Annotated in this window: 13 protein-coding genes; 3 read left to right on the top strand and 10 right to left on the bottom strand. The window is 51.0% G+C overall.

Annotated elements, in window-relative coordinates; all coding sequences use genetic code 11:
• Window positions 1–6: 6 nt before the first annotated feature.
• From C0V76_RS19165 to C0V76_RS19155, 4 genes are all read right to left on the bottom strand, one after another.
• On the bottom strand, window positions 7–2022 hold the full coding sequence (locus C0V76_RS19165; protein ID WP_101944523.1) for a hypothetical protein: 2016 nt from the start codon (window positions 2020–2022) through the stop codon (window positions 7–9).
• Between the two features lie 129 nt (window positions 2023–2151).
• Window positions 2152–4341, bottom strand: a complete 2190-nt coding sequence (locus C0V76_RS19740; protein ID WP_143707478.1) for a hypothetical protein — start codon at window positions 4339–4341, stop codon at window positions 2152–2154.
• The gene (locus C0V76_RS19160; protein ID WP_101944522.1) at window positions 4326–5321 is read right to left on the bottom strand and encodes a CHC2 zinc finger domain-containing protein; all 996 of its coding nucleotides are present in this window, start codon (window positions 5319–5321) and stop codon (window positions 4326–4328) included. Before C0V76_RS19160 ends, C0V76_RS19740 begins: the two co-directional genes overlap by 16 nt.
• A gap of 106 nt (window positions 5322–5427) precedes the next feature.
• Window positions 5428–6459, bottom strand: a complete 1032-nt coding sequence (locus C0V76_RS19155; protein WP_101944521.1) for a hypothetical protein — start codon at window positions 6457–6459, stop codon at window positions 5428–5430.
• 344 nt (window positions 6460–6803) lie between these two features.
• Between C0V76_RS19155 and C0V76_RS19735 the strand changes: the two genes are divergently transcribed.
• Entirely contained in the window at window positions 6804–7013 is a 210-nt protein-coding gene (locus C0V76_RS19735; protein WP_143707477.1) for a hypothetical protein, read from the top strand.
• Here C0V76_RS19735 and C0V76_RS19150 read toward each other — a convergent pair.
• The gene (locus tag C0V76_RS19150; RefSeq protein ID WP_101944520.1) at window positions 7010–8200 is read right to left on the bottom strand and encodes a hypothetical protein; all 1191 of its coding nucleotides are present in this window, start codon (window positions 8198–8200) and stop codon (window positions 7010–7012) included. The two genes, C0V76_RS19735 and C0V76_RS19150, sit on opposite strands and share 4 nt — an antisense overlap.
• 105 nt (window positions 8201–8305) lie before the next feature.
• Between C0V76_RS19150 and C0V76_RS19145 the strand changes: the two genes are divergently transcribed.
• Window positions 8306–8539, top strand: coding sequence for a helix-turn-helix domain-containing protein (locus C0V76_RS19145; RefSeq protein ID WP_101944519.1), 234 nt, complete (start codon window positions 8306–8308; stop codon window positions 8537–8539).
• A 45-nt stretch (window positions 8540–8584) separates the two neighbouring features.
• On the opposite strand, the gene C0V76_RS19140 is transcribed toward C0V76_RS19145, so the two are convergent.
• Both C0V76_RS19140 and C0V76_RS19135 read right to left on the bottom strand, forming a co-directional pair.
• The gene (locus C0V76_RS19140) at window positions 8585–10255 is read right to left on the bottom strand and encodes a tetratricopeptide repeat protein (RefSeq protein WP_101944518.1); all 1671 of its coding nucleotides are present in this window, start codon (window positions 10253–10255) and stop codon (window positions 8585–8587) included.
• 10 nt (window positions 10256–10265) lie between these two features.
• Window positions 10266–10832, bottom strand: coding sequence for a hypothetical protein (locus tag C0V76_RS19135; protein WP_101944517.1), 567 nt, complete (start codon window positions 10830–10832; stop codon window positions 10266–10268).
• 89 nt (window positions 10833–10921) lie between these two features.
• Between C0V76_RS19135 and C0V76_RS19130 the strand changes: the two genes are divergently transcribed.
• On the top strand, window positions 10922–11326 hold the full coding sequence (locus C0V76_RS19130) for a restriction endonuclease subunit S (RefSeq protein WP_101944516.1): 405 nt from the start codon (window positions 10922–10924) through the stop codon (window positions 11324–11326).
• Between the two features lie 224 nt (window positions 11327–11550).
• Here C0V76_RS19130 and C0V76_RS19730 read toward each other — a convergent pair whose 3' ends face one another.
• From C0V76_RS19730 to C0V76_RS19110, 3 genes are read right to left on the bottom strand one after another with little or no spacing between them, the layout of a single operon-like run.
• Entirely contained in the window at window positions 11551–12213 is a 663-nt protein-coding gene (locus tag C0V76_RS19730; protein ID WP_143707476.1) for a hypothetical protein, read from the bottom strand.
• Window positions 12214–12270: 57 nt separating this feature from the next.
• On the bottom strand, window positions 12271–13791 hold the full coding sequence (locus C0V76_RS19115) for a site-specific integrase (RefSeq protein WP_143707475.1): 1521 nt from the start codon (window positions 13789–13791) through the stop codon (window positions 12271–12273).
• A complete protein-coding gene (locus tag C0V76_RS19110) occupies window positions 13781–14854 on the bottom strand; it encodes a tyrosine-type recombinase/integrase (RefSeq protein ID WP_158239298.1) in 1074 nt (357 codons plus the stop codon). The genes C0V76_RS19115 and C0V76_RS19110 overlap by 11 nt, the downstream gene beginning before the upstream one ends.
• Window positions 14855–15354: the final 500 nt, after the last annotated feature.

The raw sequence follows: 15354 nt of genomic DNA, 5'->3' as shown, positions 1-15354 counted from the left end.
AGCGCCCTATTTATTGTTCAGGTAGCTGAGTAGATGAGCTCCCTGCCCATTCATATCCTCTGGAGCGGGCAGGCGAAGCGAGGAAACTAGTGCAAGGTGTTCATGTAGCCTTGCGGCATCAACGTTGGGAAGCGCATCAATGTTTTGCCGAGCCAGTGTGTCGATGTTTTGGTCCGGGTCCATATACTGAGCTCGCTCCATTAGAAGCGCTAGAAAGCGCTCAAGTTTTCGTTTGTACGAGGCCACCATATCATCCTTAAGCAAGTCAAGGATTTCCGAGGCGGATGTACTCTGGTCATTCAGCTTTCGGATTGCGTTTTGCAACTCAGCGGGCGTTTGCTTGGAAAGAAGCAGAATGTCTGGGATGGTGTAATCATCAAGCTGCTTAAACTCGATCAAAAATTTCAGAAGGCGCCCAAGAATAACGTCATTGCTGCTGATTTCGCTGGCCAATTCGCCAAGCGATGCATCTAGATGTATGACAACGCCGGATTCGTACAACTGCTCCGAATAAAGATGGATTGCAGTATTGTTGTTGTTACGCACCAACTCCGAGCGCGGACTAAAATTTTCGTACCGAAGATTTGCCAGCCGCAAGTAATGATTCAATCGTGTGGTTGTGTCGAATTTCTTAGGCAGTTCCTCGTGACTTCGATATGGAAAAGTAATAGAAAGACCGGTCTGTGCCATGTTCTTCCAACCATCCGAAAACGCTGCCCGCGCAATGAGGCTCCCGTTTGCAAGGTTGATCTGTTCGCGTTCTCCTGTACGCAGGTCCATGTCGTCTAAACCATTCTGGCTGACCTTCCATGGGACCTCGCGCACCTTCAAAGGTGCTACTGAGGACGGCGTGATGTTTTCTAGAACTACATCATAATAATGGTGCGGAAATGGTTTGCTGGGATCAGGAATAGGAACAGCGGGAATCTCGACTTGGATCTCGTATGCCGCCCCAGCACCCGAGTTCCAGTTCAACGTGTAATCCAACTCGGGTGTCGTTAAACTTCCAAAGCCCTCTATCACAAGGCTCTGCACTTTGACCTGGTTTCCGAAAAACGGGGCTTTTCCGAACGAAAGCGAGAAGTCGAACGGCGCACCTGATACAGCGCCTGACAATCGTCCTTTGATCGGGGCTGGTTGTTGTTTTCGGAACTTCGCCAAGCTGGCATGCTCGGGATCAAGAAGAAGCAACTGCTGGGGACTCCGCAGAAGAATCTGCAGGATGTACTCCGGATCGGGGTAGGCATCTTTGCTCTGAAATGGTACTTCGATCGCTAGGATAGAAGCGCCGCGTTTGATTAAGTGATCAGCAAGGGGGCGGTCATCACGCCGCAACGCATGGGTTAGTGCCTTTCCGCCTTTGACTGGCACTGTACTCCCATAGACGAACCGCTCGACTAGAGCAGGAGCGCCGTGCACCACCGCCTCATCGACGTACGATTCGCTCTGCGCAGACGCTCCGGCCTTGATCAGTGCATCGATGACGGTCATATCGGGGGGCCTGCGCTGGAACTGATAAGTCAGTTCCCTGCCCTCGGTGGCTCGACGGTAAACCGATTCGAGCATGATCCGGGCTGAGTCATCGCTGATAGCGGAAAACGCTAATACAACAGCCCGCTCCAGGATAGCGGTTGGCCAGTCCGACCGCATCTGGATGAGCGTCAACGCGTGTAGGCTTCCGCCATAAATCACGGCGTCGATGAGGTCGTCTTCTTCAATCTGAGGTAGCGCTTTGGAAATAACGAGAAAGGGGCCGAGATCGCCTCGTTTGAGGAGCGTCAGCGCAAATGCGCTACGTGGAGAGTCCAAGATCTCTCCGCGCAGATCGAAACCCTGCCCGACTAGTTCTGCAATCGTTTCCGTATCCGCGGCATAAATTGCTTTGGCCATGGCCCGCTGGGCGTCGAGGCTATTCGACGCTTTGGCACTAACAGAGTGCACTGCCAATGCAGCCACTATCGCCATCAGGAGTACGCGGAGACCCACCACGAAGGGCTCAATGATCAAACTGTTCGCTTTCATTCGATTCTCCCTTTGCAATGCCTGAATCGCCCCGGATTCCGTGGAATCAAGTTAGTTTCAGTTGGCAGGATGGCGCCCTGACTGGCGAATTGCCTGTAGTGGTCTACCTTAGCTTCTTCGGGCGAAACCTTAATCAATGATGTCCAAGTAGATCAGTACAACAGGTTTCCTCCCGAGTATCATATTAATTCGGCTGTTTCGGACTGATGGAAGAAAGGTAGAGAGTGCCTGTAATGCTGGAAAAGAGTGGAGTCTGACACCCGCGCGACCAGGAGATGCAATGGTGCCGCTTGCATTCTTTGGAATCGAACGATCTGGGATCAATGCGAGCAATTGATGACAAAGTTCATTCCAGTCACTGCTGGTTGAATTCTGCCCATTCCTTAGATTTACTAGGTGCTTGGCGTTATAGGCGAATTCATGTCCGACATTTACATTTTTATTAAGCCCAGCATGCTGGATCTGATTCGCACCCAAAAAATGTTCTAAAAGCGAGCCAAAAGTGGTCTCACATTCGGCGTTGCTAACTGCTGGCCCAGCTAGCCAAAACTGCCCGTGCGGCCTCTGACATTTTGGGTCAGCTCCTATAAACCAACCATATGGCATTATGTTCGTGTGATGCTTCGCAAGTGTAATGTTTTTTGCTAGAACATTTTTTTGGCTATTGGACCCTTTGTATAGGTCGAAAGTCGGCCATTCCTCGAGTAGTTTTAGTTCTTTTTTTGTGCTGTCATTAGGGTCGCTTTTAGGTATAGCGATTGGGATCCGAGGCTGCCCGACCTTGGCCTGCAAAATTAGGCAGCGTGCATTGATGGTAGTGCCTCCTCGATGTGTATTTTTCGACACAAAGAAGAGTGCGGCATCCCCGACTTCTACACGCTGGGTGATTGGCGCCTGAGCAGGATTGAATTTCGCATAAGGCCCTTTGTCGATCCATCCAATACCGACATTTAGCTTGCGCTTGGAATTGACTGGTGCGCTCTTAGGAGCATTGAAATAGTTACTCAGTGCATTACCAACTTTGCTCCAGTAACTATCAAAGTATCGCTTCCAATCAACGTCGGTGAGATGCATCAGATTAACGGGCGTGATTTGCCGAAATTGCTGATTGAAAGTTGAGATTTGATTCTTTTCAAGTTCGTTTTGTGCGATCTCTATGACACGTGCTAAATCTGCTGTGTCAATGAGGCCTACTGGATCATGTTCAGTGTCATCGTCGAAATCATGATTCCAGGCTTTGTAGAGGTTGGCGAATGTGTTTTCGGATGCGCGAGGTTGAAGACATGCCCCAAGAACTCCAAGGGTTGCTGTCGAATAGGTAATCTCGTTTTGCAGGAGCTGCGGGAGATGTCTGAGCATGCTTTCATGTCCTGGACCGTTCCATTGTGCTGGGAGTAGGAAGGAGCGCGAAAGCAAGGCAAAAAGGCACAGACCAAGACCGCGAATAGGATTCTGTGCGGCACCTATCTCGCTCAAGACGAGTGGCGCATATCGCCTATCATAGATCCGGTGTCGCTGTGGACTTCGCCGAAGTTGCCCATTTGGTTCTCGCATCTTCTGTTTCCACTCATGCCAAGAGACTGCAGGCGTATTAATGAGATGACTTGACAACGCGAAGTTGAGTGGGTGAGCGCATTCGTAGCGCGCATCGGTTTGATTACGCGATGCACGTTGAAGATAGTCTTGATCGAGTGTTTCTGTGTGGGACGACAGCAGCACCGCTGCCTGCCTAACTATCTCTAGGCAGCTCCATTCACCGAGTCGCCAATCCTTTGTGATGTGTGGATCATTGCTGCGCCAGATTTTTTCTGCCCAGACCGGCAACGGTAGAAATGTCCTCGATTCAGATTCATTGAGTGATTTTCTAACACGAGACGCTGCTGAAGAAGGATCTGCTGCTTGCTGAATGTCTTGGTAGTTGACGCGCCCCATTAAAGCGTCAAACCACCACCCTTCTTGATTAGCTTGAGCTGACTTATTTGCTGACGCGATCCGTGCTAATGATGCGACTGGTGCGTCCGCAGGGAAGAAAGTCCACAGATCGTCTGACTCAGCTAGGTCTTCGACAAGGGCACCCAAATGAATGATCAGATCAGACGCTCGACGAATAGGTTTGCGAAGATCGAATTTACATCCCCACCAAGCATGGACAACGCGTAGATCTGGCGGCACATCATTGCTAGTTAGCAACGCACGGCCTCTGTCGACAAATGCTGGACTCAACGCCCTACCTAATAGTTGAAAGGCACCTGGCGAGTTTTCCAACAATGCAGTCGCGCAATACACACCGACACAAAGCTGATCTAAGCTTTTCTGCACAAACCATCGGTCTGCGTCAGGCAGGCCTCGAGCAGTTCCTCAACCCACTCGGAACGAAACGATGTGGCCCCTAAGATCGCAACTGCAGCAAGTCCTTTTCCCTCCATGGCTATTGCGTCTGGAATTCCTTCACAAATATGGAGAGTCCTTCCAGGCTGCAACTGGGTAAGTCGCTGGGCGTTGAACATTGGCTTGTGGATGCCGCTTGGGCCAAAAAACTTAATTTTGCTCTGAAGGCAACGAACCTGTATGTACTGCGTGGTGTCATTCAATTTGAATGGAAAAATGAGGGCATAGCCAAACCAGCTAAGTGATTGTCGGCTCCCAGATAGTCCCGCACGGCATATTCGTTCCGCACCCCAGCGCCTTTCCAATGCACGATATGCCCGTGCTGGATCTACTAATTCCACGACGCCGAACCTAAGCGCCAGATCAGGCGAAATTCCATGGGCTTTAAGGTAGGCCGTTCCCAAATCCGCTTTGACCATGCCACAGCGCGCCACCAACCAGCTGTATAACTCGGGGTCTGGACTAACTAAGGGAGCAGAAGGAGGCGGAGTAACTGACTTGGGCTGTGTAGTCCGTAAACTTGAGCGAGTGTGTTGGCTGTGAGAAACCTCGCCGCCAATGATGCCAAAGTGCTTGCAGAGCCAGTTGCTTGCCTCCATAAACCCAAGTCCGTGAATCTCTTGGACCAGTCCGATTGCGTCGCCATGCATGCCACATCCAAAGCACCGCCAAGTATTTCTTGCTTTACTGATGGTGAAGCTTGGACTCGCTGAATCATGCCCGTTGAAACACATCGCCTTGTTGCCACGTAGATTGATCCCGAGGGCTGAAGCGACATCCGAAATTGGCAATTCGCGTATACGAGCAAGCGTCTGATCGCTCAGTAGCTTAGATTTAGCTGTCGGAAAACGCACCCGTAGCAAAACTGACCTCCTTTTTTCTACGGTTATGTACTTAGGGATGTATTTCATGAATATGACAATGTGATGACCTCTCTGGGTCAAAACTACTGATTTAAGTGTTACTGCATAACAAGTAAAACCATATGTCACGGACTTGAATTTCAGTTTCTAATTTTCAATCGCCGCTAAACTCGATGCTTCCCATATCTGTATCTTCTGCCGCTGTTGTTTCTAGTAACCGCTTGAAAAAAGCATAATTGGCATCAGATGCAATGTTGAAACAAGGCTGGTACAACCTGCAAATATCCAGAGCGTAGTCTGTAGGGCCATAGGCAGGAACCTGAATCGCAGACTCATCACCGGTTCTCGCGCCGGGCGGCGTGTGCTTCAGATAGTGAGTTCCAGCCAGATGCTCAACCGTAACAACTTCAGTAGTATCGAACTGCGTCAGTATTTTTTGGACCAACCCCTTGTCTGTCAAAGCAGACACGACATGAGCAAGGTTGGTTTCCCACCGGTCATCACTGGCATCGAGCTTGAATTTGTTCTGCTCTTCGGGATCAAGCAAGACCAATGGTTTGCCATCAAGGTAGACAGAAGAATTACAAAAGACACTCAATGCGCCGAAGTCATCTGCTTCCAGCATGGCGATTTCCCAAAGCGCTTTACGGCGCATTGAGTCTGGATGCGTTTCTTGTGCTGCCAGTGCTTTTGCCAAGAGATCGATTCGCCAGTCTTCGTTGATTCGGCGAGCGAAATCTTCAAACATGTCCCACCAAGATTGATCGCGTTCGTTGGATTGATTCTGTTCTTGCTTTTGTCTCTCAGCGGCTGTTGAATCGTCACTGATATAGGCAAATGATCGCTGGACTGTTGCCAGCAGGCGTAGATCGCTCTCCAACTGCTCAAGCGTCGTAGAAAATGAAAATGCTTTTTCCCCCGTAGCGGCAGCATATTTCTTCAATACTTTTTTGTGATGTTCGAGCATCGCAAAACAAAGCTGATTGAACGTTGCCTCGTTGGCCTTGATCCGCGCCAGCCGCAGTCGGCCATTGACGACCCATTGTGCTGTAGCTTCAGGCGCATACGCAAAAATCAGTTTTAACAGCTTCCCTGGTTTATCACTAACCAATCCCGCTGCTAGGTTGGCACCTGCCACGGCAGCTTTCTCTGCCATCCGGTACGCAACTTCGATATCTGTAGCCATCGTTCAAACCCTTATCATCAAGTCTTAAAGACTTTGTCCGCAATGCTACTCAAAGGTCGGCGGGCGGAATCACGCCACAAAACCCAACGTCACAGTGCCTGAAGATAACATCTTGCAACACATAGCTGAGCTGTGATCGAGGTAGATCAAAATTCTATGGAATCTTATGGTGCTCATTGTTGAGTGCCTGCCTGGTTGTAGTGGCGCTGGTTGGGGTACGGTAGGAAGCGCTCCGGACATTGTCTGATGCTTGTTTCGTCAACTGGAAGTTCGGGAGACGCCTGCTCTGCCTTCTGGTAGCCTCCAAAGAAGCTTGGCGCACGTAGTTCGACAGGAGCGGGGATATGAGTACAAAACTTGCCAAAGCAAGGCTGGCCGCTGGGTCCGCGCGTCAGAGTGCAAACGATGCAAGAGCGGCAAACAAGCCACTCCAATCAGAAAATCGGAAATTAAGAAAAGCCTTGCTTGAAATTTCCGAGCGTTATCCCGATTCCGGCCCTGCCGAGATTGCCCTCAAAGCTCTGGGGTTGGTGTCGGAGCTTCCCAACCTTTAGCCCTGCAAGAGTGCGTCAGCTGGGAACGTCGGTATCACGCCACGAAACCCAACACCCCCATGCTTGAAGACCACGTCATGTAAAACGTGGCTGAGTTGCGAACGAGGCAGATCAAAATTCCTATGGAATCCTCTAATGTTCCAACCTTCGGCGCGTGCGTGGTCGGCGTAGCGCTGGCAGTTCCCAATGATGGCGTTGGCGGCATGCTTCGGGCTGACACGTGAGCGCACCATGAAATCTACGGCGCGTCCCGCCGCATTCCAGATGAGTTGGTAGCACTGCGACACCGAATGATCGCGTAGCAAGTTGTCGAACAGGGTCGTGAGTGCAGTAGTGCCAGGCATCGGCAGGCTCCGTTGTGCAACGCTATACGCGCAGTATTCCCAGCACTCTGAGACAGCCAGACGCTTCCAGAGCGCCCGCAACGGCTCAGTCCTGTCGTTGTGCCATGAATCGTCTGCGATCAGTATTTCGAGCCGTCTAACAAAATCTGGAGCCTCCGGAATGAGGAGTTGCCACTGTGCGATTTGCCAGTCCCACGCAATTACCTCACTGTCGCTCAAGACAAACGCTCCTGAGGGTGAGGAGGGGGCTGGCGCAATGAGCCCGTCGCTGAGCAAGGTGCTCAGGAGGTGTTGGGCCACAGTGAATTCTTTTGGCACAAAAGGAATACATGCCGATTTGATAGCTCCAATGCATGATTCATTCAGCCAGCCACCGCTGCGGATCAGGCTTAGCAGGGCGACTGCTGCATCCGAACTGAGCTCCTCTGGCTCTACCACCTTCGGCTCATAACTCCAGTTGTTCTGGCAAAAATTCGCGATTGCAGCACGATCCCGCTCAGGCTTTTCTTTGGCTAATTGCTTGCGAAGCGCCGTGCAATGCACACACCTGCATCCCGGGGTATCCCGATGGGCGCAAATCGAGCATTGCGCGGCCCTTGTTGCTTGGTATTTGCTGGATGACCTTGATAGACGCGACTTGATCATGGCCTCGCCACATGCCGGGCAGGCTGTGCCGAGTTGCTCGGGCGGAAACGCGCGGAACAACTGAGCAGGGCTGCATGTCAGGTCATACTCCGCCATCAGCGAGTTGATGTTTTCACCCGCGTAGTAGCGCTCAATCAGCGTATCGACTTGCGGGGGAAAGAGGTGCTGCAGGGCAGGGGATGGCGATTGTTCGCTCATGGCTATATCTCTGTGGTGGCTGGAGCCGAGAAATATAGGGTGACACCCCTAGTTTGTCACTCATAGAGCGTCGCCTTAAAGAGGGCAGGTTTCTAGCATCGCGTGATGGAAACCAAGCTCACTGGCGAACAGGAAGTTGATCTGCGTGCGTTCGGCCAGCGCCTTGCCGCGCTGCGCAAAGAGCGCGGCTGGTCACAGGAAAAGCTCGCCCTGGAAAGTGGCTTGGCGCGTAGCTATCTGGGTGGCGTCGAGCGTGGGCAGCGTAACGTTGCCTTGCTGAACATTTTGCGCCTAGCTCGAACTCTCGGCATTGAACCGGGGGAGCTTTTCAGAGGTTAGCCAGCGTAGTTTGCTAGCCCTCAAGCAGCCGTTATGGGGAGCAGGCTACTTTCCGTGGCAGTATTTGTACTTCTTCCCAGTGCCGCACGGGCAGAGGTCATTGCGACCTACGCGCGCGTTTGATTTAACTGGGCCTGCCTTTTGTATCGGCCTCGAGCGTGAAGGCCTGTTCTGTAAAATCGCTGGCAATAAGGACTGCGCTTCCAGTCTTTTTCTGTAGGCGATTTCTTGTCTGGCTTCCCGAATCTGGCTTGTAGTATTCGTTACAAAAGAGTCCAGAAAAATTTTTGACACATGACCTTCTGGAGTTTCCACTCCTTGTTCATTGATCAGTTTGCGAAGTAATTCATCGGCATTTTCGTGAACACTCCACGCTAATTCGCGAATTTCTTCAGGAGTACTATCTGACCTGTTTAGTACAGCCTGGATAGTGAGCACCGCCTCAGAGATATTGTTAAAACTTGGTGAGCTGAGCATACGAATTGATACGATATAGAGCTCGGCTTTATCAGCAAATTGCATTTCAATGTCGACGCTATTGAGGCAGCGACGGAACAACTCCTCAGCATCAGTGGGATGATTGCCAGATATCTTTCCTTGAACTATGTATTCCCCTAGTTGATACATGGCAGGCCAAAATTTCTGATCAGCTGAAGACTTGAGCCAATGAATGGCCTGCTCTTCATCCTTGGTGGCCACTATTCCACTTTTGTAGTACTCATAGAGGTTGAATTGTGCTTTTGGATAGCCCGCCTCAGCTGAGCGTTTGGTGTACTCAAAGGCGGCTTTAGGGTCTTTGGACACCCCTTTTCCGAGCCGATACATTTCAGCTAGAGCTATCAATGCCTCAGGGTGGTCCTCTTCGGCCGCCAATTCAAAATGTGATCTGGCTTCTGCATAATCAAGCTCATAGTCGTAAAGCCCTTTGTAATAGAGATTTCCAACAAAATTGTTAGCGTTTGCGTCTCCTTTCGTCGCGGCTCTGTGAATATTGTTGAGGCCCATGTACTTGAAATCCCCCCCCTCTTTCCCTTCCGCAAGAGCACGCCCGTACTCATAGAGGGCGCCGGGGTGATCGGTCATTGACGCGAACTTGAACCAGAAACGTGACTTTTCGAGCGCATCGTGGTATTCGTCGCCCAATATCCTAAATTCGCTGCGATTGTCCGGGTCGTAAAAATCTTTGCGCTGTGCTTCTGCATCACGAAGAAACCGCATGCCGATCAGGTACTGGGCGTCAGCATTCTCGTCAATGGTGGCTTTGTAGCACAGTGATTTGAGCCCACCACCTATAGGAGTGGTTTCAATCTCCGACGGCAAGGGCGTACTGGGGTGCAACTGCTGGTGTGCGAACCTGAGGGCTGTCACAGATTGATTTAATGCCTTGTGAGCCAACTCAGTAAATTGTTCAGCAGTGAGCGGGTTCTCTTCCGTATGCGCCCCCTTGTTCCCCCACACTCTGAGGACATGAAGAGCTTTTTGGGTTTGATCATCTGGCTTCAGTTGCTCAACAATCTTAGCAATCAGATCAGCAAGATCTCCATTTTTGAGTACAGCCAGCTTTTTTGCCTTAACGATCTCCTGGCAAACCAGCTTGCACATTGCCCGGAGTTTTACCAAGCAATGCTCTGGATAGTCCTCAATAGCCTCTTTGGCGATAGCCAGTAATTCCGCTACCGCAGGAGAAACGCGGGCTGCGAGTTCTATGTCATTCATGCTGTGATTGCTATGCAATAGTTTTTTGGATTGCTGTCGCGAAATGCAGTCTGGAATTTGCTTTTTCCAGGCCAGCCTCAAGCAACCATTCTGATGCTTCCCGCTTGATGCCTTGAAGCCAGGGGCTGGTTTCGTGGGGGGCGTAGAGAAGGTTGTCTGGTTGCCAGAAGTCGATGGGTTTGTGCATGGCTTCGGGGATCAGAGTGGTGCCGAGTTCCAAACGCTGCAATTGCTTGCGTGGGATCACCAAACCACGCAGCTGGATCGAGAGAGCGTCGGCGACGGCGCAGGTGGCGAGCAGGTCGATGCAGCAGGGTGGATGCTCGAAGTGGGCGCCTTCCGAGAGGCGCTGATAGCGGGTGATGACGCCTTCATCCAGTCCGGGCAGGTGTTCGCGCAGGACGAATGCGAAGGGGCCGCGTGAGGCGGCGCTGAGTGTGCCCGGCTCGGTTTTCAGAATGTACAGCGCGAAGTCGCGCGGATGCTTGCCGGTGCGCTCTTGCAGCCATTGATGCAGCTCGCCGGGCTGTTTGTAGAAGCAGCTCAGGTAGGGCGAATGCGGCGGTGTTTCGGGCACGCAGTCGAGCCAGGCGCGGTCGAGCAGGAAAAGGCTTCATAAGTCGTGAGCCGCGAGAGTTCATTTCAGAGGCGGACTACCCAGGCTGGATGACAAGAGGGTTTCCAAAAGTCGGTGACATTTTGTTCACCACTGAGGCACCACTTGGCAACGTCGCCGCTGTCGACATCGAAGAACCGTTCGCCTTAGCTCAGCGAGTCATCTGCTTCGGTCTCTATATCACCTCAATGTCGGTATGCCTAAAGCACGCTTTGCTTAGCGGATATTTCCAAGAGGCGATTAGTGATCAAGCTTCCGGCGTTACGGCCCAAGGAATCAAGTCTGCACGGCTTCAACTCATTCCAGTGCCGGTACCTCCACTCGCCGAGCAAATACGTATCGCGCATCAGATCGAAAAGCTGCTGGCCCTGACCGCCACCCTCAAAGCCCGCCTCACCGCCGCGCAAACCAAACAGGCGCATCTGGCCGAAACCCTGATCGCTGAGGTCTGCTGAGATGCTGGATGCGCTCGGGCTGGCAAAAACCGCCGCCGACCTGCTGCCTCGTGCTTGGACAAGCTGGCAGGAGCGCCGCGACCCGGTACGCGCCCAAGCCGCCCGGGTGATTCGCGCCTTCGAAGCACACGACATCGCACGCACCCAGATCGCGCGCCTGCTGCCGCCCGAGTTCTCGCTGCCGATGACGGCCTTCGCCAACCCGCAAAGCCTGCGCGAAAAGCTCACACCCGCCTTCCTCGACTGGGTGGCCAACCTTTACGGACGTTCTTTGCTGTTATCAGAGGAATTCCCGCTTCTTTCTTGTCGGGCGTTCGTCCTCTGTAGTCGATGAACTGCGCTAGTTGCCCCAAACGCACCCACTCCCACCCCTCCGGCAGCGCGTAGGGCTTTTCGTCGTCGGTGATCGGGGGCAGGGGTTTGTCGCGTTTGATTTTGCCCTCGGCGATCAGGCGGTCTTTTTCGGCGCGGATCTGTTTGAGGAGTTCGCTGGCGGGTTCGTCTGCCGAGTCTTGCAGGACGAGTTTGCCGCGCACGGCGAGCTGGAGCAGGGTGGCATCGAGCTTGTCGATGGCGGCGGGCGTGGTGAAGAGCTGATCCCAGTGCGCGGCGAGGTGTTGCCAGTAGCGCTGGAATTCGTCGGCATCGGCCGATTCAGCAAGCTGGTCGAGCGCGGCTTCCACCCAATGTCCCTGCACCCGCGCGGCATGGCCTTGCTCAGCTTCGAGCCGGTCGCACAGGGCCATGAGTTCCTCGACCTTGGCGACGATGCGGGATTGTTCGGCGAGCGGGGGGAGTGGGACGAGTACAGTCTTGAGGTGTCCTGTTGCTACCCTGAAGCGAGTGGCGCCCTTGCCATAAGCTTCTATTTGGCTGCGGACAGTCATGGAATATTTCGCTCTTCCGCAATCTTTCTGGCGCACTCGATAGCAGAAAGATAGGAGTCATTCATGGCCACGCCCCTCAAGTTCGTCAATAATTGCCTCAACGCTTGTTATTGTTCTCTTGAGCTGCAAATAAGCCGGCGAGGATGACTCGGCTTTTGACTCATCAAAGAAAAATCTAGCCACCTCTCTAAAGTCTTGCAGGACTTTCTTGTGCATCTCGATATCTACAACGGGCATGAATCGAGAGCAGCCATAACATGCGGTGACAGGGTTGTAAGGGCAGGCGGGCTGACCTGTTGTGCAGCCTCCGATTCCGGCAATCGGAATTCCATGCGGAATGCCGCCGATTTGCTGCTCTCCCTTTAGCGTAGCGAGATCTTCTTTGGAAATGAACTTGGCGTGAGCGATGTGCTGTATTTTTTTATAAACAGCAGAAATACCAAGCGCTTTGTTGACCAACTCTGCTTGGGCAGGTGAAGCCCGGTAATAGATCAGTCCGGTCTGCAAGCTTGAGTGCCCCATGAATGCAGCCAATTCTTCACTGCTTGCTCCGCCGTCGACCAGGCGCTGAGCTGCAGAGTGACGAAACACTCCTGCAGCAATCGCTTCGCCAGTAATCTCTTTGGCAAGTCTGCTAATGGCTGAACCGGCCTCTTGGCTTGACGTTACGCTGAAAAATCGTCCATTAGAATTTGATTTTCGCCTGATCAGTTCACGCCAAACCACAGACCACTCGGCCTTGATTTTTCTTGGCAGATAAAGAATCTTGTCCGAACTTCTCTGCTTTGCCATTGCAAAACGAACATGAATTGATGAATCACTTCCATCAGAATCATCGCCCCACAATTTCACATCTTCGATCTTGAGCGAAGCAATCTGTATCGGGCGCATACCGAATTGATATGCGCACATTAGCATTGCGGAATCTTCAAGGTAGCAAGTTTCAGATGAAGTCACTTTGCCAAAAGAAACAGACAGCTCATCGAAAAAATTGATTATCAATTTTTCTATTTCTTGCTCTAAAAAGGCATCCCCTGATGCAACTGACTCATAAGCCTGATTCGAAGGAACAGGGAATTCAGTGCCAAGAAAATCTAAATATTCAGGACTCCAGTCAAACAAATACTGAGCGCAAAAAAAACTAAGCATTGACTTTAAAGCACTAAAGTAATGCGGGAAATTATTTCTTGACAAAATCACAGGCCAGAATTTTTTACAGGAATGCGGGTCTGTCATCAACCCAAGCATTTCGTCTTCTGACGCATTTTTTAAGTGATACAGTTTTTTGTCTACGGTTGCCGGTCTATGCCCCTGAGAAAAAGAATGCCAGATGACGTGCTTTATAACAAAGGCGTGAGCTTCATTAATCCCAATCAAACTTGTTGTTCTTTTTGTTCCGTTTACAATAATTTGAATTTCTGTGGTGTTTTTGAAGTCGTCAATCTTTCTCCTGGACTCGTCAAAGTCATCCCAGTAGTACAAAGCTGACGGAAGCATTGGTAGTTCAGAAAAAGCATCACGAACAAGGCTCCATCCGGAGTTTATTGTTTGAATGATCGAACTGTTGTTATTGATCATGGCCACAAGTCAATCTCATTGAATTTACCCGCGTATCAAACTCTGAATCCAATTTATCCTGTAAGGAGTTTTCAAAAACAGACCTTGCATAACGTACCGGCATTGTTGAGCCAGGAGTCCACCCAAAAAAAACCCGCAATTTCTGAAGCGCAATTTCGGCGCTGTCTCCATTTTCAAGAAAAGTTGTCAATCTATTCACCGCGCATGTATGTCGTAGATCATGCGGCGTAATGGTGGTTTTCCCAATTCTATCTTCCATTTTTTTTAATTCATTCTTTGGAATTGATGCAGTTAGGCGCCTGAAAATTCTTGCAACTGCTTCGGCAGACATGGGCTTTCCGTGCTGTGAATTTATCAAGTATGTGTGATCGCACTTCCCTCTGTAGTTTTCGATGTAGCATTGAATCGATGACGCAACAAAGGCCCCGACAGGTATTTGCCGAATTGAGCTGGATGTTTTTATGCTAGGAGTTGTGTGGCGAACGTCATTTGTTGAGTAGTGATTTTTCTTTATTGAAATCCAAAATCTCTTTGTGTCGCTTCGATCGTCAAATTGTTCTTTTAGACAGTCGACGGGGAGTGCCAAAATTTCACCCCGACGAAGCCCTAGAGTCAAAAACATTAAAAACAAGACAAATGAGCACCACCTTAAGCTCTCTGTCCGAAATGGATTGGCGGCTGAGTCTGGAGAAAGTAATCCGTATACGCTCTGCACTACAGAAGCGGGCAGGGATCGAAGTGGCGCTGGTTTCCGCTTACGATGAACACGAAGCTGCGCATATCGCGCTTCCAGCCGTTTTAGTTTTTTGAAAAGTATTGAAACTTCGATTTGTGTTGCCTTGGTTCCTGTCCAAGTGAGTACGAAGCGAACGAACTCCAATACAGTCCGCCAACGCTGCTCGTCACACATGGTTCGGTGCTTTTTTGATGTCAGCGTTAGGAAAAAACCATCCAGTGCTACTTCAATGGCAGCAAAATCCAAAGTGGAAAGGATGGCGTCTAGGCTGTCTTCGGGATAGATGCTTCCGCAGTAACAGTAGAAAGAATCAACATCACGCGTCATCCTCAGCTGGGTAGAAGCTGCCAGTGCTGGTAGGGCCATGAGACTCCAGACTGACTGCCAGTATCGAGGAAGTCCCAATTTGTCAGTAGCTACATAGCTTTGCAGGATGGACGGTAGATCAGGGGACTGCAAGCGCAACATACACAGTATGAGTTGAGTGGTTGTCGGGCCACTATGCCACGAAAAACACTAATAAAAACATAAGGGTACTTGCGACAGCTTGGTGTTGAACCCATTATTAGATATTAGGTGGCTTCATCGATGTTGCGCGTTTTGCGGCCATTTGCGCAACACTTGTAGAACTACCCAAAGTGCGCATAATTTTTATTATGTCAAGTTGCGAAGATCAAGGCGACCTTGCGCAAGGTACTGCGCACACTTCAAGAGTCGCTCACTCTTCCGAGGCTGTGCCAGATATAGGCAATACAGCCGCAAGGCTTCACGATCCACTCCAAGCGCCGCAAGGCGCTTTTTTTCGGCCCTCGCTACCCGATACCACC

This window comes from Uliginosibacterium sp. TH139 (assembly GCF_002855595.1).
GTDB lineage: Bacteria > Pseudomonadota > Gammaproteobacteria > Burkholderiales > Rhodocyclaceae > Uliginosibacterium > Uliginosibacterium aquaticum.
The sequence above is the reverse complement of the archived record's forward strand: the minus strand, read 5'-3'. Positions and strand labels throughout refer to the sequence as shown.

Coding starts and splice junctions, on each gene's coding strand:
- C0V76_RS19165 (WP_101944523.1), bottom strand. CDS start 2,022: ATGAAAGCGAACAGTTTGATCATTGAGCCCTTCGTGGTGGGTCTCCGC.
- C0V76_RS19160 (WP_101944522.1), bottom strand. CDS start 5,321: ATGAAATACATCCCTAAGTACATAACCGTAGAAAAAAGGAGGTCAGTT.
- C0V76_RS19155 (WP_101944521.1), bottom strand. CDS start 6,459: ATGGCTACAGATATCGAAGTTGCGTACCGGATGGCAGAGAAAGCTGCC.
- C0V76_RS19735 (WP_143707477.1), top strand. CDS start 6,804: ATGAGTACAAAACTTGCCAAAGCAAGGCTGGCCGCTGGGTCCGCGCGT.
- C0V76_RS19150 (WP_101944520.1), bottom strand. CDS start 8,200: ATGAGCGAACAATCGCCATCCCCTGCCCTGCAGCACCTCTTTCCCCCG.
- C0V76_RS19145 (WP_101944519.1), top strand. CDS start 8,306: ATGGAAACCAAGCTCACTGGCGAACAGGAAGTTGATCTGCGTGCGTTC.
- C0V76_RS19140 (WP_101944518.1), bottom strand. CDS start 10,255: ATGAATGACATAGAACTCGCAGCCCGCGTTTCTCCTGCGGTAGCGGAA.
- C0V76_RS19130 (WP_101944516.1), top strand. CDS start 10,922: ATGACAAGAGGGTTTCCAAAAGTCGGTGACATTTTGTTCACCACTGAG.
- C0V76_RS19730 (WP_143707476.1), bottom strand. CDS start 12,213: ATGACTGTCCGCAGCCAAATAGAAGCTTATGGCAAGGGCGCCACTCGC.
- C0V76_RS19115 (WP_143707475.1), bottom strand. CDS start 13,791: ATGATCAATAACAACAGTTCGATCATTCAAACAATAAACTCCGGATGG.
- C0V76_RS19110 (WP_158239298.1), bottom strand. CDS start 14,854: ATGACGCGTGATGTTGATTCTTTCTACTGTTACTGCGGAAGCATCTAT.